Source organism: Dermabacter jinjuensis, from assembly GCF_902381725.1.
GTDB classification, from domain to species: Bacteria; Actinomycetota; Actinomycetes; order Actinomycetales; family Dermabacteraceae; genus Dermabacter; species Dermabacter hominis.
The window spans coordinates 1,935,913-1,954,657 of the sequence record NZ_LR698963.1; the positions used below are offsets into that span (position 1 = coordinate 1,935,913).

Annotated in this window: 15 protein-coding genes; 7 read left to right on the forward strand and 8 right to left on the reverse strand. The window is 61.6% G+C overall.

Annotated features, from left to right (window positions below):
* Window positions 1-53: 53 nt before the first annotated feature.
* Window positions 54-1,658, reverse strand: a complete 1,605-nt coding sequence (gene abc-f / locus FXY94_RS08610) for a ribosomal protection-like ABC-F family protein (RefSeq protein WP_016664643.1) — start codon at window positions 1,656-1,658, stop codon at window positions 54-56.
* Window positions 1,659-1,896: 238 nt separating this feature from the next.
* Here abc-f and ald point away from each other — a divergent pair, with 238 nt between their 5' ends.
* Together ald and FXY94_RS08620 are read left to right on the forward strand one after the other, a co-directional pair.
* A complete protein-coding gene (ald, locus tag FXY94_RS08615) occupies window positions 1,897-3,024 on the forward strand; it encodes an alanine dehydrogenase (protein ID WP_232049699.1) in 1,128 nt (375 codons plus the stop codon).
* A gap of 136 nt (window positions 3,025-3,160) precedes the next feature.
* On the forward strand, window positions 3,161-4,426 hold the full coding sequence (locus tag FXY94_RS08620; RefSeq protein WP_016664645.1) for a dicarboxylate/amino acid:cation symporter: 1,266 nt from the start codon (window positions 3,161-3,163) through the stop codon (window positions 4,424-4,426).
* A gap of 79 nt (window positions 4,427-4,505) precedes the next feature.
* On the opposite strand, the gene FXY94_RS08625 is transcribed toward FXY94_RS08620, so the two are convergent.
* Genes FXY94_RS08625 through FXY94_RS08650 form a run of 6 tightly spaced genes read right to left on the reverse strand, consistent with a single transcriptional unit; the run spans window position 4,506 to window position 9,386 of the window.
* Window positions 4,506-4,826, reverse strand: coding sequence for a metal-sulfur cluster assembly factor (locus FXY94_RS08625; protein ID WP_016664646.1), 321 nt, complete (start codon window positions 4,824-4,826; stop codon window positions 4,506-4,508).
* A 32-nt stretch (window positions 4,827-4,858) separates the two neighbouring features.
* A complete protein-coding gene (gene sufC / locus FXY94_RS08630; RefSeq protein ID WP_016664647.1) occupies window positions 4,859-5,611 on the reverse strand; it encodes a Fe-S cluster assembly ATPase SufC in 753 nt (250 codons plus the stop codon).
* A 15-nt stretch (window positions 5,612-5,626) separates the two neighbouring features.
* A complete protein-coding gene (locus tag FXY94_RS08635; protein WP_016664648.1) occupies window positions 5,627-5,962 on the reverse strand; it encodes a non-heme iron oxygenase ferredoxin subunit in 336 nt (111 codons plus the stop codon).
* Window positions 5,963-7,156 (reverse strand): Fe-S cluster assembly protein SufD, encoded by a 1,194-nt coding sequence (gene sufD / locus FXY94_RS08640; RefSeq protein WP_016664649.1) that lies wholly within the window; start codon window positions 7,154-7,156, stop codon window positions 5,963-5,965. It lies immediately after the preceding gene.
* The gene (sufB, locus tag FXY94_RS08645; protein WP_016664650.1) at window positions 7,156-8,583 is read right to left on the reverse strand and encodes a Fe-S cluster assembly protein SufB; all 1,428 of its coding nucleotides are present in this window, start codon (window positions 8,581-8,583) and stop codon (window positions 7,156-7,158) included. The genes sufD and sufB overlap by 1 nt, the downstream gene beginning before the upstream one ends.
* Window positions 8,580-9,386 carry a helix-turn-helix transcriptional regulator gene (locus FXY94_RS08650; protein WP_016664651.1) on the reverse strand — a complete coding sequence of 269 codons (807 nt, stop codon included), beginning with the start codon at window positions 9,384-9,386 and terminating at the stop codon, window positions 8,580-8,582. Before FXY94_RS08650 ends, sufB begins: the two co-directional genes overlap by 4 nt.
* 185 nt (window positions 9,387-9,571) lie before the next feature.
* On the opposite strand from FXY94_RS08650, the gene FXY94_RS08655 reads away from it, so the two are divergent.
* From FXY94_RS08655 to FXY94_RS08675, 5 genes are all read left to right on the forward strand, one after another.
* Window positions 9,572-10,468, forward strand: coding sequence for an ABC transporter ATP-binding protein (locus FXY94_RS08655; protein ID WP_016664652.1), 897 nt, complete (start codon window positions 9,572-9,574; stop codon window positions 10,466-10,468).
* A complete protein-coding gene (locus FXY94_RS08660) occupies window positions 10,465-11,256 on the forward strand; it encodes an ABC transporter permease (protein WP_016664653.1) in 792 nt (263 codons plus the stop codon). The genes FXY94_RS08655 and FXY94_RS08660 overlap by 4 nt, the downstream gene beginning before the upstream one ends.
* 37 nt (window positions 11,257-11,293) lie before the next feature.
* Window positions 11,294-12,262, forward strand: a complete 969-nt coding sequence (locus FXY94_RS08665; protein ID WP_016664654.1) for a COX15/CtaA family protein — start codon at window positions 11,294-11,296, stop codon at window positions 12,260-12,262.
* Window positions 12,259-13,047, forward strand: coding sequence for a type I methionyl aminopeptidase (map, locus tag FXY94_RS08670; RefSeq protein ID WP_016664655.1), 789 nt, complete (start codon window positions 12,259-12,261; stop codon window positions 13,045-13,047). The genes FXY94_RS08665 and map overlap by 4 nt, the downstream gene beginning before the upstream one ends.
* 265 nt (window positions 13,048-13,312) lie before the next feature.
* On the forward strand, window positions 13,313-15,553 hold the full coding sequence (locus FXY94_RS08675; RefSeq protein ID WP_016664656.1) for a CAP domain-containing protein: 2,241 nt from the start codon (window positions 13,313-13,315) through the stop codon (window positions 15,551-15,553).
* Between the two features lie 502 nt (window positions 15,554-16,055).
* On the opposite strand, the gene acnA is transcribed toward FXY94_RS08675, so the two are convergent.
* The gene (gene acnA / locus FXY94_RS08680) at window positions 16,056-18,716 is read right to left on the reverse strand and encodes an aconitate hydratase AcnA (protein ID WP_016664657.1); all 2,661 of its coding nucleotides are present in this window, start codon (window positions 18,714-18,716) and stop codon (window positions 16,056-16,058) included.
* Between the last annotated feature and the right edge of the window lie 29 nt (window positions 18,717-18,745).

Below are 18,745 nucleotides of genomic sequence, written 5' to 3' on the forward strand. Positions count from 1 at the left end.
GCCCTTCGGGCGCGGGAAATTTCCGACGGTTGCCGGTTTCCCCTTGATCCTTCTCACGCGAGCGCGATGAGCTCCTCGTATTCGGCGTTCCAGAGGTCTTCGACAGCATCGGGCATCATCAGCACTCGTTCGGGATCGAGCGCCGCGACGGCACCCGGGTCGTGACTCACGAGCACGATCGCTCCCTCGAAGGCGCTGAGCGCACCGAGGATTTCTTCGCGGCTCGCCGGGTCGAGGTTGTTTGTGGGCTCGTCAAGGAGAAGAACGTTCGCGCTGGAGACGACAAGGGTCGCGAGCGCGAGACGGGTCTTTTCGCCACCCGAAAGAACGCCTGCGGACTTGTGCACGTCGTCGCCCTGGAAGAGGAATGAACCGAGGATCTTGCGCACCTCGACTTCGGGCAAGTCCCCCGCAGCGCGCTGCATGTTGTCGAGAACCGTGCGCTCAAGTTCGAGCGTGTCATGTTCCTGGGCAAAGTAGCCGAGTTTTAACCCGTGACCGGCAATGATCTCTCCGGTGTCCGGGGTTTCGACGCCCGCGAGCAGACGCAAAAGGGTCGTCTTACCCGCACCGTTGAGTCCGAGAACGACAACGCGCGAGCCACGATCGATCGCGAGATTCACGTCGGTAAAAATCTCGAGGCTCCCGTAGCTTTTCGAAAGCCCCTCTGCCCTGAGAGGGGTCTTGCCGCTCGGGGCCGGTTTCGGAAAGCGAAGCTTCGCGACGCGTTCAACCTGACGTTCCTCCTCAAGGGAGTCGAGAAGCTTTTCGGCGCGGCGGAGCATCTGCTGGGCAGCAACCGCTTTCGTCGCCTTCGCCCGCATTTTTTCGCCCTGGGCCTGAAGGGTTGCGGCCTTCTTTTCAGCGTTGGCACGCTCACGTTTACGACGCTTCTCGTCGTCCTCGCGCTGACGCAGGTAATTCTTCCAACCCATGTTGTAGACGTCGATGACCTGGCGATTTGCGTCGAGATAGAACACCTTATTGACGACGTGCTCAACGAGCTGGATGTCGTGGGAGATGATGATCATTCCGCCCGGGTACTGCATGAGGAACTCGCGAAGCCACACGATTGAGTCAGCATCGAGGTGGTTGGTCGGCTCATCGAGCACGAGTGTTTCCGCCTGCGAGAAAAGGATACGTGCGAGTTCGACGCGGCGACGCTGACCGCCAGAGAGCGTGCCGAGTTCGGCCTCGAGCAGGCGGTTATCGACCCCGAGGTTTGCCGCGAGTTGCTTTGCCTCCGCCTCGGCCGCGTAACCTCCCTGTGCTTCAAGTTCGTTGTTGAAGCGCACGTAGCGATCCATCGCCTTCTCGCGCTTTGTCTCACTGAGGCTCATATCGGCCATATCCCGCTCGCTTTGCGCGAGTTTTTCGAAAATGCGGGCGAGGTTTCGCGCTTCAAGAATGCGCGCGAGCACCTTTTGCTTCGGATCCCCCTCGGTTGTGTCCTGAGGGAGGAAGCCGATCTGCCCGCGGATATCGATCGAACCCGCCGCGGCTTCGCGCTCGCCCGCCAACGTGCGAGTGAGGGTCGTTTTACCGGCACCATTGCGGCCAACAAGCCCCACGCGGTCGCCTTTCGCGACCTGAAAGTCCACGCCGCTCATAAGCATGCGTGCACCCACGCGGATCTCGAGGTCATGAACCGTGATCATGGTGTCCTTTACAAACTGACGAAGAAGGGCTCGACCCCTGGGGGCCGCGCACAAGTCTAGTAATGCGTGGCCGATTCGGGCCCTGCAGCCGTCGGACTCCCCGCCCCGGGGTAGCGGATTGCACAAGCGCCCTGCACATCACGAACGTTTTGTGTAAGCCCCTTGAGCGAGAGCGTGGACTGCGTAAGCATGGAAGGAACGTGAATTCGGTGCGAAGGAGCGCCACGACGCAAAGGAGATGAACGTGAAAATCGGTATCGTGAGGGAAATCAAGAACAACGAATATCGTGTGGCGATGCACCACGCCGGCGTCGAGGAGCTGATCCGTTCCGGGCATGAGGTCGTTGTTGAGAAGGACGCGGGTGTCAACGCTGGTTTCACCAACACGGATTATGAGGGGGCCGGCGCACAGATCGCCGACACGGCCGAATCCGTCTGGGGCGAGGCCGATCTCCTCCTCAAGGTCAAGGAGCCTCTCGAGAGCGAGTACGGGTACCTCCGGGAGGATCAGATTCTCTTCACCTACCTCCATCTCGCGGCTTCACGCTCGCTCACGCAGGCACTCCTCGCTGCGAAAACTCCCGCGCTTGCCTACGAGATGGTGAAGGGTTCCGACGGTTCGCTTCCCCTCCTCGCACCCATGAGCATCATCGCCGGTCGGCTCTCCGCACAGGTCGCCGCCCATCAGCTCATGTCGCCGTTTGGCGGAACCGGTGTTCTCATGGGAGGCGCGCCCGGCACGGCGCGTGCCAAAGTTCTCGTCGTGGGTGGCGGCGTCGTCGGCGAGCAGGCTGCGATCGTCGCCGCTGGCATGGGCGCGAGCGTGACCGTGCTCGACATTAATTCCGCGCGGCTTGCCGATCTCGATCGCACGCATGGCACGCGTATCTCAACCGGATTCTCTAATGCGCAAGCCATCGATACCCTCGCGCGCGAAGCCGATGTCGTCGTTGGCTCTGTTCTCCTACCCGGACGAGCGGCCCCGAAGCTCATCAAACGTGAAACGATTGAGGCGATGCGACCCGGATCAATCGTCATCGATGTCGCAATCGACCAGGGCGGCTGTACCGAGGTCTCTCGCCCCACCACACACGATGACCCAACCTTCCGCGTGGGTAATGCGACGGTCTATTGCGTCGCAAACATGCCCGGTGCCGTTGCCCGCACTGCAAGCGTTGCCCTCGCGGGGGCCAGCCTTCCCTACGTGCGTGCTCTCGCAAACGGGTGTATTGAGGGGATCGCCGGCCACCCGGGCTTGCTTTCGGGATTCTCGACCTTCCGCGGCGAGCTACTTCATGAAGAAGTGGCTGAGGCACATGGTCTTCCTTATCGGAGCGCTCGAGATGTACTCGCACACGAGCGGTAACGCCGTGCACCCTCTGCAAAGGTCATCCCGCAGAGGGCGCCCAGCCGCTTGTTAAAAATGAGAGTGTGCGAGATATCCCAGGTGCGGACGGCCCTCAATGCTGCTTTCAGCTGGCCAAAGCTGAGATAATGCACCTATGTTGCGTAATTACCGATTCCCTCTCATCATCCTGGCGTGTGTCGTTCTCGGCGCGATCGCCGGACTTGTTTTCGGGCCCGACGCCGCGGTTGTGAAGCCCTTCGGCGTTGTGTTCGTGAACATGATGTTCACGCTCGTCGTGCCGCTCGTCTTCTTCTCAATCGCGTCCTCGGTCGCCGCCATGGATTCGGCCAAACGGCTTGGGAAAATCATGGGGTCGATGATGCTCGTGTTCATTTCCACGGGAATCGTCGCCGCGATCATCATGCTCACGGTACTGTGGATCTTCCGTTCAAGTGAGCCGCTCAACATCACACTCACCGATCCAGGGACCGTCGAAAAGCCCGAATCGATTGGTGATCAGATCGTGCAAACTCTCACCGTGAACGAGTTCGGCGAGCTCCTCTCCCCCTCCAACATGCTCGCGCTCATCATCTTTGCGGTACTCGTCGGGTTCGCCACGAGTGGCATTGGAAAAGCTGGCGACGCGTTCCGCGAGTTCCTCTCGTCCGCTAGCGCCGTATTCCTGAAGCTCGTCTCGCTCATCATGTACTACGCGCCGATCGGTCTTGGCGCTTACTTCGCCGCGCTCATCGGCGAACTTGGTCCGCAACTCGTGGGCGGGTACGTACGTGCATTCGTCATCTATTTCCCCGTCACCATCGTCTACTTCTGCGTCGCATTCACGCTCTACGCCTACATTGCGGGCGGCACCAAAGGCATCAAACGCTTTTGGAGCAACATCCTCGAGCCCACCGCGATCGCGCTTGGCACCGGTTCCTCCGTGGCGTGTCTCCCGGCGAACCTCAAGGCCGCGCAGCGCACAGGTGTGCCGCGGGACATTCGAGAAACGATCATCCCGATCGGCGCGACGATCCATATGGAAGGATCAGTCCTTTCCGCGATCCTCAAGATCTCGTTCCTCTTCACCCTGTTCCAACGCGATCTCTTCACGATCGAGAACCTTCTCATCGCCGTCGGCATCGCGCTCCTCAGCGGCATGGTGATGAGCGGCATCCCTTCGGGCGGCTTCGTCGGAGAACTCATGATTATTACTCTCTACGGTTTTCCCACCACTGCGCTGCCGGTCATTTCGATCATCGGGACAATCATCGACGCTCCCGCAACCACGATCAATGCGGTCGGCGACAACTCCTCCTCTATGCTCGTGGCCCGCATGATTGACGGCAAAGACTGGATGGATAAGGGCGATCGCGAACGCGCCGAAGACGAGGCCCTCGCGGCCGCACCACGTACCGCGTAGGCTTCATCACGCCTCACAAGGGCGGGGCCCGGTTCACCGTGAAGTGAGCCGGGCCCCGCCCTTTCCTAAGCCGCGCAGGTTAGAGGTTGAAGCCGATCGCGCGAAGCTGATCTTTGCCGTCCTCAGTAATGCGTTCCATGCCCCACGGCGGCATCCACACCCAGTTAATCCGGTGCGTCTCCGTAATCGGGTCGAGCGCAGCAAAAGTCTGCTCCTCGAGCACGTCTTGAAGCGGACACGCGGCACTCGTCAGGGTCATGTCGACAACGGCATTGCCGTTCTCGACGGTCACGCCATAGACGAGGCCGAGGTCAACGACGTTAATCCCGAGCTCGGGATCGATGACGTCCTTCAGTGCTTCGGTGACGTCCTGTACGCTGACGTCTTTCGATTCGGACATTGCTTAAGCCGTCCTTCCGGTGGTCGTGAGGCCTACGCCGTGAGGTAACGGTCGTAGCCCTCGGCCTCGAGGCGCTCGGCGAGCTCAGGGCCGCCTTCTTCCGCCACGCGACCATTCACAAAGACGTGCACGAAATCCGGCTTGATGTACTTGAGGATGCGCGTGTAGTGCGTGATGAGCATGACGCCGAGATCAGTCTCGTCCTTCACACGATTCACGCCCTCCGAAACGACGCGAAGAGCATCGACGTCAAGTCCGGAATCGGTCTCGTCGAGGATCGCGATCTTCGGGCGCAGCAGCTCCATCTGGAGAATCTCGTGACGCTTCTTCTCGCCTCCCGAGAACCCTTCGTTCACGTTACGCTGCGCAAAATGCGGGTCCATACGGAGCTTTTCCATCGCGGCGTTCACATCTTTGACCCACTCGCGCAGCTTCGGGGCCTCGCCCTCGACCGCCGTCTTAGCGGTGCGCAGGAAGTTCGAGACGGTCACGCCGGGAACCTCGACCGGGTACTGCATCGCGAGGAAGAGCCCGGCCTTTGCGCGCTCATCGACGCTCATCTCGAGAACGTCTTCGCCATCGAGGAGGACTTCACCCGAGGTGATTTCGTACTTGGGGTGACCGGCGAGCGAGTACGCGAGCGTGGACTTGCCCGAGCCATTCGGGCCCATGATCGCGTGAGTTTCACCGGAGCGGAGCGTGAGGTTCACGCCCTTGAGGATCTCCTTGGTGCCTTCGGGAGTTTCCACGGTTGCGTGGAGGTCCTTGATTTCAAGAACGGACATGGTGTTCCTTTCAAGTCAGGAAAGTTCGATGGGGTCGAGCGAAACGCTGATCGTGCCGCTCGCCTGGTCAATCGTGACGGGGTATACGGGTGTTGCGACATGCGCGGGAAGCTGCCTAGGCACGCCGGTACGTAAATCAAACTGACTACCGTGCTTCCAGCATTCCAAGGCGCCGTCCTCGACGTCGCCATCAGAGAGATTGACGTTGCGGTGGGTACAAAGGTCGCCGAGTGCGTGCACGGTTCCATCCGTGTCGCGCGCAAGGGCAATCTCGATACCGTCCACCTCGATGCCCATCACGGATCCAGGCGCGAGGTCATCAAGGTGTGCTACCGCGTGTGTCGTGGACATTTAGTTCATGCTCCGCTGCAGCTCGATCTCGATCTGCTCCGTGAGGTAGTCACGTACCTCTGGAACCTCGATTCTCTGGATGAGCTCCTGGAAGAAGCCGCGAACGACGAGACGGCGCGCCTCGATCTCGGAGATGCCGCGCGCCATGAGGTAGAACAGCTGCTCGTCATCGAAACGCCCGGTCGCAGCGGCGTGCCCCGCCCCTTCAATTTCGCCGGTCTCGATCTCGAGGTTCGGAACTGAATCGGCACGGGCCCCCTCGGTAAGAACGAGGTTGCGGTTCATTTCGTACGTCTCGGTGCCTTCGGCTTCCTTGCGGATGAGCACGTCGCCCACCCACACACTGCGCGCACCGCGCCCCTGGAGGGCGCCCTTGTACAGGACGTTCGATGTGCACTTCGGCGCGGCGTGATCCACGAACAGTCGGTGCTCGAGGTGCTGGCCTTCGTCGGAAAAGTACAGGCCGTCCTGCTCAACTTCGCCACCGGGGCCGGCGAACGTCGCGGTTGAATTCACGCGCACCGCCTTGCCGCCGAGCGTCACGACGATGTGCTTGAGGCGAGCGTCCGTCCCGATCTTCGCGACGTGAGTGGCGACGTGCACGGCATCGTCGGCCCAGTCATGGATCGCGATCACGGTCATCTCGGAGCCCTCGTCGAGGACCATCTCGACGTTCTGCGCGTACAGCGCGGAGCCCGTGTGGTTGATGACGTAGGTCGCGCGCGCATTAGCTTCGGTGTGCAGCACGATCTCGCCGTGGCTGGCGATGGATGCGTCGTGTCCAGAAACTTCCACGCGCGCCGGTTCGCTAGCCTCGGTGTTCGCAGGGGCCTTGAGGTACAGTGCGTTCGCGGTCAGCTCCGCGGCTGCCGCGGCGATGCGGTCCTCGGGGAGGATCGCCGTGTGGCGCGGGGCTTCCTTCTCCCCGAGCGAATCGACGACGAGCCCTTCGGGGGACTCGACCTCGTAGCTCACGACGCTTTCCTCGACGTGGGTCTCGCGTGCCTCAAAAAGCGGGGCGAGCTGCCGCAAGCTCGCAAAGCGCCACTCTTCTTCGCGGCCGGTCGGGATCTCGTGGTTGTCGATCCCGAAGGCGGCGTGGCGGGTCGCGCGAGAGAGGAGGCCGCTGCGCTCACCCGGAAGGGCAATACCTTCCGATTCGAGCTGTGCCTTCGAATGATCCGTCGTGGTCATTAACCCACGGCTCCTTCCATCTGCAGTTCAATGAGGCGGTTGAGCTCGAGCGCGTACTCCATGGGGAGCTCACGCGCGATCGGCTCGATAAATCCGCGCACGATCATCGCCATTGCCTCGGTTTCTTCGAGGCCGCGACTCATGAGGTAGAACAGCTGTTCTTCGCTGACCTTGGACACCGTTGCCTCGTGTCCCATCTGTACGTCATCCACGCGAACGTCGACGTATGGATAGGTATCGGTTCGAGAGACCTGGTCGACAAGGAGCGCATCGCAAAGGACGTTAGAGGCGGAGTGGTGCGCACCCTCATTGACCTGGACGAGGCCGCGATACGAGGAGCGGCCGCCACCGCGAGAAACCGACTTCGACACGATCGAACTCGAGGTGTGGGGCGCCATGTGGACCATCTTCGAGCCGGTGTCTTGGTGCTGCCCCTCGCCTGCGAAGGCGATCGAGAGAGTCTCACCGCGCGCGTGCTCACCCTGGAGCCAAACCGCGGGGTACTTCATGGTGACCTTTGAACCGATGTTGCCATCGACCCATTCCATCGTTCCGCCCTCTTCGACGGTCGTGCGCTTCGTGACGAGGTTGTACACGTTGTTCGACCAGTTCTGAATGGTCGTGTAGCGAACGCGCGCATCCTTTTTCACGACGATCTCAACGACCGCGGAGTGGAGCGAGTCCGACTTGTAGATCGGCGCCGTGCAGCCTTCGACGTAGTGCACGTACGAGCCCTCGTCGGCAATGATGAGCGTGCGCTCGAACTGCCCCATGTTCTCGGTATTGATGCGGAAATAGGCCTGGAGCGGGATTTCCACGTGGACGCCCTTCGGAACGTACACGAATGAGCCGCCCGACCACACCGCGGTGTTGAGCGCCGCGAACTTGTTGTCGCCGGCAGGAATCACGGTGCCGAAGTACTCCTCGAAGATCTCGGGGTACTCGCGAAGGCCCGTGTCGGTGTCGACGAAGATGACGCCCTGTTTTTCGAGATCCTCGCGGATCTGGTGGTACACGACCTCGGACTCATACTGAGCGGCGACGCCGGCGACGAGGCGCTCCTTTTCTGCCTCGGGAATACCAAGGCGATCATAGGTCGCCTTGATGTCTTCAGGCAGGTCTTCCCAGCTCTTCGCCTGCCCCTCTGTCGAGCGCACAAAATACTTGATGTTGTCGAAATCGATCTCGCTAAGATCCGCGCCCCACGTGGGAAGCGGCTTCCTTTCAAAGAGCGAGAGTGCGCGCAGTCGGCGCTTGAGCATCCATTCGGGCTCGTTCTTCAGGTGCGAGATGTTGCGCACGACTTCTTCACTCAGCCCTCGCTGAGCAGTGGCGCCGGCGGTATCCGAATCGTGCCAGCCATATTCGTAGCTGCCGATCGACGCGATGATCTCGTCCTGACTGAGCTGCTCTGGTGCAGTCGTCATGGCTTCCTTCCTTCTGTGAGCAAATCTGTGGTGACGTCCGAGGCAAGTTCCCCTTCGGCCATGGACTCGGCAATTGCCGCGCTCATGGCCGGGGTTAAGTGGGTGGTGCACACGTGCGCACCCGCCGCTCGAGTCGCGAGGCGCTGAACGGGAACGCCGAGCATTCTCGAAAGCGCAGCCGTTTCAACCTCGCACAGCTCCGGGTGCTTCGCGGCGATGTCTTGGACCGGGCAGCGTCCCTGGCACATCTGCACCGTCGTGAGGGTCCGCGACGGGGCACCGTCTCGCCCGAGAGAGCCGACGCTCACCGTGACCGGCCTGAGCGATGCGGCATAGCCGAGTTCTTTGAGAAGGTCGATCACGAGGCGCACGCGGCGCGCCGGCGTCACCTCACCTTCATCGCTTTCACGCGCATAGCGCCGCTCGAACTCCGCTTCCCATTCGGCGGTGCGCGCCTTCGCGAGTGCGACGAGGGCCTCGTGCCCGCCAGCGCGTTCGAGTTCTTTCATCGCCAGTAGAGCGAGGCTTTCGCACTCTCTCGAGGCTGCATCAGGCTCCGGGGCGGTCGCGGCGAGCACGAACTCCTTGCGAGGGCGCCCGCGCCCTCGGGGCCTGTGGGACGATTCCTTTTCCTCAATGATGCCCTCGGCGTGCAATTGGGATAGGTGCCGACGGATAGCAGCGCCGGTGAGGTGAAAACGTTCGGCAAGGTCGCCTGCGGCGATGGGACCGTCGATACTAATAGCCTCGATGAGGCGTTCGCGCGTCGAATCATTGACGGACGCTTCGGTGCGAGCATTCACGACATCCTCCTTTCGCCAAACCGGTGGACGATGCGATTCTACAAACCGTGAGTTTCGAAAAGATAGAGAGGGTTACCTAAGTCCCGGCGGAGCGCGGCGTATGTCACACACATCGCGAAAACCAGTCGACCGTCGGACCCCTCCCGCCCCTCGCCGCGGCTGCGCGCACATTACCATGATGTGCCATGGGCACTCACACTTCGACCGCAGCCGGGCGCGCGGCCACACCACCGCCGGCACTCGAAATCACTCACCTGCGTAAACAATTCGGTTCCGTCACGGCGTGCGAAAACGTGAGTCTCTCGGCGAAATTCGGGGAGATCACCGCGCTGCTAGGCCCAAACGGCGCCGGCAAATCCACGACGATCGCGTGCGCGACCGGGCTCCTCTCCCCCGATGCAGGCGAGGTACAACTCCTCGGCGCCGACCCTCTCACTCACGACGCCGAGACGCGCGCGAGGGTCGGCGTCATGCTTCAGGACGGCGGCCTCACCTCAGGAGCCACCCCAGCGCAGCTACTCGCCTACGCCTCATCTCTCTACGCGCGGCCCCGGGATTGGCGCGCCCTTTCCCGCGAACTCGGTATCGATTCCTTCTCATCGACCCTCGTGCGCCGACTCTCCGGTGGTCAACGGCAGCGTTTGAGCCTCGCTCTTTCACTGCTCGGCGTGCCCGACGTTCTTTTTCTCGACGAACCGACCGCCGGCATGGATGTCGCGGTCAAGCGACGCACGCGAGAGCTTATCCGAGCCGAAGCGGAGCGAGGCGCCGCCGTCATCCTCACCTCTCACGCGCTCGACGACATCGCCTCGCTCGCGGATCGCGTCATCGTCATCGCCGAAGGCTCCGTGAAGGCCGACGGCACCCTCGCTGACGTCGAACGCACGCTCGGGAGCCAATCCCCGCTCTCGATCGATATTGCTGCGAGTGCCCCTTCGGAGGAGCGCCTCGTGGCGTTTGAACAGGCAGTACGTAACGCCGCCGAAATCCAAGGGGTCACTCTCGCCATCGAACACGGCCCCGATTCCCTCGAGGACATTCTCGTGTCGCTGTCGAACACGCGAGCAAAGGAGACGAAGTGAGCACGGACCCGCACTCGGTAATGTCCGATTCGCGCCGCGCCGCCCGCACCCCTCGGCGCATCGCCGCGCACGCACAACTTGAAGCACGGGCGATTCTCACCAACGGAGAGCAGCTCATGGTTTCGCTCATGCTGCCTGCAATGGTTCTTCTTGGCTTGCGGTTCGTCCCCGTTTCGCCCGCTCTTTTTGGCGGCAAGTCGCCGTCAATGACCGACGCCGTTGCCGCGACAGCGGTGACCGCCATCATTGCCACTTCCCTCACCTCACAGGCAATCGCCACCGGCTTCGACCGTCGAAATGGGGTGCTGCGTTGGATCGCCACGACACCTCTCGGTCGCGGCGGTTACATGCTTGGCAAATTGGGTGCGATGGCAATCGTGCACATCCTGCAGATCGTTGCGCTCGGCGCCCTGTCGTTCGCACTTGGCTGGCGGCCCACCGCTGGTGAAATCCTGTTGTCGATTCCCGTGTGGATTCTTGCCACGTGTGCCTTCGGGGGGCTCGGTCTTTTGATCGCCGGCACGCTTCGCACTGAGGCCGTACTCGCGCTGTCAAACATCATTTTTATTCTCCTCATCGCCGTCGGTGGGGTGGCGATCCCCGCGAACGGATTTCCCGCGCCATTCGACACTCTCGTCTCAGTGCTGCCGTCGGCTGCTGCATCGAGCGCACTCACCGAGACGCTATCGGGGCACGCACCCTCCCTCGCCGCGCTCGGGCTCCTCGCCCTGTGGGCCGCGGTCTTTGGGAGTTTGACGGTGAGATTCTTCCGCTGGACGAGCGCCTGATTCACCGATCCTGCCCCGCCTTTCTTACACTGAGCGCATGACAGCACACACGAACGCCCCCAGCTCCCTTCCACGGGAACGCAAACGCTGGATCACGGCCATTTTTTGGATCAATCTCGCGTGCCAAATCGGCATTATCGCGACCGGGGGCATCGTGCGTCTCACGAAGTCCGGGCTCGGGTGTTCGTCGTGGCCGCACTGCGAGCCGGGTGAGTTCACTCCTCGTTATCACCCTGAATCCGGGCTGCGCCCCTTCATCGAATTTGGCAACCGTGCCCTCACGCTCGTTCTGCTCGTGTTCGCAATCCTCGTGCTCGTGGCGACTTACAAGCATCTGCGGACCAAAGGCAAGGGGTTTGTGCGCCTTTCCTGGGTCCCGCTCATCCTTACCGTGTTCCAGGCAGTGTGGGGCATGCTTGTCGTGTATTTGCACTTGCACCCGTTCTTCGTGTCGGTGCACTTCATCGTCTCGCCAATCCTCGTGGCGTCCTCCGCGGTACTGGTGTACCGGCTTTATGAAGGCAATGGTTCCGCGAGGCTTGCCGTGAACCGCGGAGCACAGTTCGTGTATTGGCCGCTCGCTGCCGTCGGATTTATCGTGCTGATTCTCGGCACCCTCACGACCGGTTCGGGCCCCCACTCCGGTGACGCCAATACTCCACAGCGTTTCCCTTTTAACCCCGCGAAAATTGCGTGGCTCCACGCCGACTTCGTGTGGCTGTTCTGCGGTCTCCTGCTTGGCGTGGCAATCGTCCTGATGGTGACAAAAGCTCACGCCCGATCAAAGAGGGCCCTTGTCGCGCTCACGATCGTCACGCTCCTCCAGGCCGTGATTGGTTATATCCAGTACTTCACCGGACTCCCCGAAGCTCTCGTGGGACTCCACATGCTCGGAGCCGCGCTCCTTTCGGCGAGTATCGCTTGGCTCGGCGCCAGCCTGTTCACGTGGTACCCCCTCGGTGAAGGCACAGCCCCGGACGACTACTCGAAGGATGCCCAGTCATGAGGGGCTTTCGCACTCACCGCTACCCCACCCCCGAACAGATTCGCCCCGCCGGCGAGTTCGTTGCGGGCGTGCTCTCCTCGCTTCGTCGAACCGTGTCCGTAGGCGACAACCTTCTCGAGATTGATGCCGAAGTCCACCGCATGATTCGCGAAGCTGGCGCCACATCGTGCTACCTCGACTATCACCCGAGTTTCGGCGCTTCGCCGTTCGGGAAAGTCATTTGTCTGAGCGTGAACAACGCGGTGCTTCACGGCCGCCCCTACGATCGCACCTTGGAGAGCGGGGACCTGCTTTCCATGGACTTCGCGATCGAGCTCGAGGGCTGGGTTGCTGACTCTTCACTCTCGATTGTCGTGGGCGAGCAGCGAGAGGATCACCTGAAACTTATTCGCGATACAGAAAGCGTCATGTGGGCAGGTATTGGTGCTGCCCGGGCGGGCAATACAGTCGGCGATATCGGCCACGCGGTTGAGACCCGGGCCGCGGAGCTGGGTTACACGATTAATCACGAGTTTGGCGGCCACGGCGTTGGCCGTACCATGCACGAAGCGCCGTTCGTGCCGAATTTCGGTGCCCCGGGCTCAGGCCAGAAACTCCGCGAGGGAATGGCAATCACGGTCGAACCGTTTTTGACGCCGACGACCGACGTCATGACCATCACCGAGCGTGATGGCTGGACCGTCGAATCGGGCGACGGCTCAACAGGGGCCCACGCCGAACACACCCTCATCGTGACAAAGGGTGAGCCGATCATCGTCACGGCGCGCTCCGACGACCCAGCCTAATCGAGTCCCCTAGAATCTGCGCCGAGTAGACCGTCCGCAGGGGCTCTGGCGCGACGCGGAAGAAGAGTTCACCGTATTGTTACGATTTTGTAACGCCCTCGTCGCTCTTCGCCTACGTAAAAATATACGCGGATAGTAGTATCCCTAGCGGCCCAAGCCGATGAGCGGACGCAGATCCACCGTCTCCACTCCCGCGTTCCCTGGCAACCGATGCACAGGTTGAGTGCAGTGGCGGTAACCGTGACGAACAGAAAAGAGAATCCCTATGACCTTCACCCGTAAGAAGCTTGGGCCGGTGATCGGCCTTGGTCTTTCTTTGTCGCTATTAGCCGCATGTTCGGGCGGAAGCGCGGCCAACCACGCCGCCTCGCGGCCTTCCCCGAGTATGTCGACGTCTGCCGACTCCTCTTCGAGCGCGTCGACGTCACCGAATGGCACAAGCGACAACCAAGCGGGCTCTGGCGCTGCGGCAACCGAATCGACGCAGTCAGGAGAAGACGACGAGGACCACTCAAACGAATCTCTCGCCCAGCGGTGGGCGAGGAAGAAAAACCGTTCTTTCGGTCAGGATGCCAGCCGCATCGGTGAATCGGGCAACAGCGGCGTAGACAACAACTCCGAACTGAACGCCGGCAAAGCCCCCACGGATGGCCGCGGCAACGACAACAAGTCCGGTTTTGAGATCACCCCGGAGACCGCACTCGCTCGCAGCGAATCGGATACGCCCATTCCGCCCGCGAAAACCCCCGACCAGAACTCCACTCCGGTCGAGGACAATCCCGCCTCGAAACCGGCGGCACCGAAGCCGGCTCAAGACAACACTGGCGGCGAGAAGAACGGGACGATCGTCGCGGCTCCCGAGCCGAATAAGCCAGGCGATCACCGCGGCGATTCGGGTAAGCCTGGTAGGAAGCCAGGTAAGTCTGACGGCACCTCTCAGCCGGAGCGCCCGAGTAACCCGAGCAAGCCGAATAAGCCAAAGAAGACCGTCACTATCGCAGCCTTTGACGAAGAAGGCTACAACGCCGCGCTCAAGGATTGGAACAACAATCTCCAGTCAGCTCGCAACGCGTCCGCTCGCGCTAACACCGAGCTCGATAGGGCGCGCCGTGAGGCAGAATCCTCGCGTGCAAAGGCCGAAGAATCGAGGGCTGCCTACGAACGCGAGAAGGCGAAACTCGATGAGCTGATCGCGGCAATGCCGGGTGACGGCGATCTTGCAGCAAAGCGCGATCTCGCCGCTAAGCTCAAGGTTGAGGCTGAGAAGGCTGCCGCCGACGTCGAGGCTGCTGACGCAAAGCTCGCCGCGGCTCAGAAGGCTAAGCAGGATGCTGATCGGAAGCTTGGCGACGCCACGAAGCAGCTTGCGGCGCTTTCGGGCGAGCGGGAGCAGCTCGAACAGGGCAGCTCAGTTCTGTACTCGGCGCTCGATGAGCAAAATCAGCTTCGCGCCCTCTCGGATGCTGTCGCCGAACGCATCAATGCGTACCGTGTGAAGAACGGTTTGAACGAGCTCGTTTACGCGCCCGTGTTCAACGATGAGGCTGCCAAGTGGTCCACAAGCATGGCGACGAGCAAGGAGCTCAAGCACTCCAACAAGGACAAAACTGGCTACAGCGGCGAAAACGTCATTCAGGCGACGTGTGACCTGGATGCGTCCAGCGTCGATGAGTGCGCCGACGATCTGTTCAAGAAGTGGCACGATTCCGATGCCCACAACGCGAACATGCTGGACGAACGATTCTCTCACGCTGGTCTCGGCCTTGCGAAGAGCGATGACGGCCAGGTGTACGGCACCAACATGTTCTACATCAAGGAAGACGCGCGCCTCGCGAACTCCGACACCCGTGAGCCGAAGTCGAAGGCGATGCCTGAAAATCTCGAAGGCGAGTACGTGCCCGACGGCGCAATCGCTGCCACCGGCGGCTCGAAGCTCACCTACGAGGTCGACGATCGCAATACCACCGAATATGAGAAGTGGGAAGGCGGCAAGGAAGGCCTCGACTACACCAAGGGTGTGCAGCGCGGGGTGGATGAGCGCATCTCTTCACTGAGTGACGCTCCAAAGATCGAGGAGCTCAAGGATCTCGACTCCAAGATCGCTGACGCTCGGACCGAGGTCGACGAGGCGCAGGCCGAAGCCGATAAGAGCGCGAAGGAAGTCGCGGACGCCGAAGCCGCTAAGCAGGACGCTGAGCAGCGCAATACCGAGAGCACCGAGGCTTCGACGACCGCCGATCATGAACTCGCTGATGCGGAAGCTGCCGCTCCCGAAGCTGAGAAGGCACGTGCTGCGCAGCAGGCTAAGGTCGATAGGCAGACCGAGTCTGTGGGTAAAGCAGAGTCGAAAGCCGGCGCTGACAGCCAAGCCGCGTTGAAGGCTGAGAACGAACTCAAGGACGCTCAGGCTAAGGCCGATGAGGCAGCGAAGGCAGAGGCCGGCGTTGAGGCCGACAAGCCTACCGAGAAGGATTTCACCTCCTACCACGAGATCCCTGCGGAATGATCTAACGATTGCGCTTCCCGCACGGGATCCTTCGAAGGGGCCGCTTCATCACGAAGCGGCCCCTTTCGATACCCGTTTTACCCCTCCGCCGTCCTCACGATTGTGGAGACATCAGTGTAATCCTCGAAATCAGGAGCCTTGAGCGCCGCATTCTCCGGAGGAAGATTCGCTGTGCGAGAGGACTCTTCCCCACCGCCGTCACTAGCACCGCCGCCGTTCGAGCCGGCAGCATCGCTACTGGTCGAAGAGGCCGATGGAGTCGCGGTAAGCGTCGGACCGCCAGCAGACTCACCCCCACCACAGCCGACCAACCCCGCCGCCACCAACGCGACAACACTAAAAACACCACAAGCCCGCGCTCGCCCGCTCAACATGCACTCCCCCGATCCGGTCCACTATCACCCCACTCCCCCGAGCGAGGCCCATGTCACATAGCCAACCAGAACGCTACAGTCCGCGCAACAAGTGTCGCGCGGACTGTGGACAAGCGGAGCGTGTGCTCTTATTGGGCGAGCGAGCGAAGCACGTACTGGAGGATACCTCCGGCACGGAAGTAGTCGGCCTCGCCCGGGGTATCGATGCGCACGATCGCCTCGAACTCGATGGGCTCTGCACCTTCGCGTGTTGCGCGTACGGAGACGGTTTTCGGGGTGATGCCTTCGTTGAGAGCGCTCGCGCCAGAAATGGAGAAGGTTTCTTCGCCCGTGAGGTCGAGGCTTTCAGCCGACTCGCCAGCGGGGTACTGCAGCGGCAGCACGCCCATGCCAATCAGGTTTGAGCGGTGAATGCGCTCGTAGCTCTCGGCGATGACCGCGCGCACGCCCAGCAGCTTCGTGCCTTTGGCTGCCCAGTCGCGAGACGAGCCGGTGCCGTACTCCTTGCCGGCGAGGACGACGAGCGGGATTCCCGCTTCGGCGTAGTCCTGCGCGGCATCGTAAATGAAGCTCTGCTCACCGGTGAGGAAGTTCCTCGTGTATCCACCTTCGACGCCGTCGAGAAGAAGGTTTTTGAGACGGATGTTCGCGAAGGTGCCACGGATCATGACCTCGTGGTTGCCGCGGCGCGAGCCGTAGGAGTTGAAATCCTTGCGGTCCACGCCGTGCTCACGCAGGTACCGCCCGGCGGGCGAGTCGGCCTTGATGGCGCCGGCAGGCGAGATATGGTCGGTCGTCGTCGAGTCGCCAACCTTCACGAGTACGCGCGCACCTTCGATGTCACGAATGGCATCAAGCTCCATACTCATCCCCTCGAAGTACGGAGGTTTGCGCACGTAGGTCGAGTCTTCGCTCCACTCGAACGTGTCACCGTCGGGAGTGTCGAGGCCGCGCCAGCGTTCATCGCCGGCGAAGACATCGGAGTAGTCGTTTTCGAACATCTCCTGCGTGATGTTCTCGGCGATCGTCCGCTCGACCTCGGTGGGGTTTGGCCAGATGTCTCGCAAAAAGACCTCGTTGCCGTCGGCATCGCGCCCGAGCGGGTCGGTGTCGAAGTCGAAGTCCATGGTGCCCGCGAGGGCGTAGGCGATGACAAGGGGCGGCGAGGCCAGGTAGTTCATCTTGACGTCCGGGTTGATACGCCCCTCGAAGTTGCGGTTGCCCGACAGCACAGCGGTCACGGCAAGATCACCCTCGGCAATGGCTTCGGAGATCTCAGGGGCGAGGGGGCCGGAGTTGCCGATGCAGGTTGTACAGCCGTACCCGACGAGGTGGAAACCGAGTTTCTCGAGGAACGGCCATAGGCCGGCCTTCTCGTAGTAGTCGGTGACGACCTTCGAGCCTGGCGCCATGGAGGTCTTCACCCAGGGCTTTACTTCGAGGCCGCGCTCAGTCGCGTTCTTCGCCAGCAACCCTGCGGCCATCATAACCGATGGGTTCGAGGTGTTAGTGCACGACGTGATCGAGGCGATCGAGACGATGCCGTGGTCGATCGTGTAATCAGCTCCCTTGACCGCTGTGGGATTCGAGGTGTTCTCGGCATAGGCCGGCAGGGATTTCGCGAAGCTTTCTTTGGCGTCGGTGAGCACGATGCGGTCCTGCGGGCGCTTTGGTCCGGCGATCGAGGGGACGACGGTTGCAAGGTCAAGCTCGAGGTACTCGGAGTACTCCGCTTCCCGCTTCGGGTCATGCCAAAGCCCCTGACGTTTTGCGTAGGCCTCCACAAGGGCGACGTGTTCGTCGTCGCGACCCGTGAGGCGAAGGTAGTCCAGTGTCACGTCGTCGATCGGGAAAATAGCGGCGGTCGAGCCGAACTCGGGGCTCATGTTCCCGATCGTGGCGCGGTTGGCGAGGGGAACCTGCGCGACACCTTCGCCGTAGAACTCCACGAACTTGCCGACGACACCGTGCGCACGCAGCATTTCGGTGATGGTGAGAACCACGTCGGTAGCGGTGGCCGCGGGCGGAATCTCTCCCGTGAGCTTGAAGCCGACGACTCGCGGGATAAGCATCGAGACGGGTTGGCCGAGCATCGCTGCTTCTGCTTCGATGCCACCAACACCCCAGCCGAGCACGCCGAGGCCGTTGACCATGGTCGTGTGGGAATCAGTGCCCACGCACGAATCGGGAAAGGCGCGCAAGGCGCCGTCGACTTCGCGGGTCATAACGGTCCGGGCGAGGTACTCGATGTTGACCTGGTGGACGATGCCCGTGCCCGGCGGGACAACCTTGAAGTCATCGAAGGCGCCCTGGCCCCAACGAAGGAACTGGTAGCGTTCGCGGTTGCGTTCAAACTCGAGGTCCATATTGAGCTCGAGTGCATCGACGCGGCCGGCGACGTCGATCATGACGGAGTGGTCGATCACCATTTCCGCAGGGGCGAGCGGATTGATTTTCGAGGGGTCTCCGCCGAGCTCACTCATGGCTTCGCGCATTGTTGCCAGGTCGACGATGCACGGCACGCCGGTGAAGTCTTGCATGATGACGCGCGCCGGCGTGAATTGGATTTCTTCGCTCGGCTCAGCGTTCGGGTCCCATCCGGCGAGAGCCTGGACGTGCGCCGCAGTGATGTTTTCGCCGTCCTCGGTGCGCAGGAGGTTTTCGAGCAGCACTTTCAAACTGTAGGGAAGCCGACGGTAACCTTCGACGGCATCGAGGGCATAAATCTCGTATTCGCGCGCATTGACGGTCAGGGATGTCTTGGCACCGAATGAATTCACCGTGCTCATGGGGTCTCCAATCGATAGTGGGGTCGATC

Excerpts from the sequence above, each read along its gene's own strand:
- abc-f (WP_016664643.1), bottom strand. The coding sequence starts at position 1,658 with ATGATCACGGTTCATGACCTCGAGATCCGCGTGGGTGCACGCATGCTT.
- ald (WP_232049699.1), top strand. The coding sequence starts at position 1,897 with ATGAACGTGAAAATCGGTATCGTGAGGGAAATCAAGAACAACGAATAT.
- FXY94_RS08620 (WP_016664645.1), top strand. The coding sequence starts at position 3,161 with ATGTTGCGTAATTACCGATTCCCTCTCATCATCCTGGCGTGTGTCGTT.
- FXY94_RS08625 (WP_016664646.1), bottom strand. The coding sequence starts at position 4,826 with ATGTCCGAATCGAAAGACGTCAGCGTACAGGACGTCACCGAAGCACTG.
- sufC (WP_016664647.1), bottom strand. The coding sequence starts at position 5,611 with ATGTCCGTTCTTGAAATCAAGGACCTCCACGCAACCGTGGAAACTCCC.
- FXY94_RS08635 (WP_016664648.1), bottom strand. The coding sequence starts at position 5,962 with ATGTCCACGACACACGCGGTAGCACACCTTGATGACCTCGCGCCTGGA.
- sufD (WP_016664649.1), bottom strand. The coding sequence starts at position 7,156 with ATGACCACGACGGATCATTCGAAGGCACAGCTCGAATCGGAAGGTATT.
- sufB (WP_016664650.1), bottom strand. The coding sequence starts at position 8,583 with ATGACGACTGCACCAGAGCAGCTCAGTCAGGACGAGATCATCGCGTCG.
- FXY94_RS08655 (WP_016664652.1), top strand. The coding sequence starts at position 9,572 with ATGGGCACTCACACTTCGACCGCAGCCGGGCGCGCGGCCACACCACCG.
- FXY94_RS08665 (WP_016664654.1), top strand. The coding sequence starts at position 11,294 with ATGACAGCACACACGAACGCCCCCAGCTCCCTTCCACGGGAACGCAAA.
- map (WP_016664655.1), top strand. The coding sequence starts at position 12,259 with ATGAGGGGCTTTCGCACTCACCGCTACCCCACCCCCGAACAGATTCGC.
- FXY94_RS08675 (WP_016664656.1), top strand. The coding sequence starts at position 13,313 with ATGACCTTCACCCGTAAGAAGCTTGGGCCGGTGATCGGCCTTGGTCTT.
- acnA (WP_016664657.1), bottom strand. The coding sequence starts at position 18,716 with ATGAGCACGGTGAATTCATTCGGTGCCAAGACATCCCTGACCGTCAAT.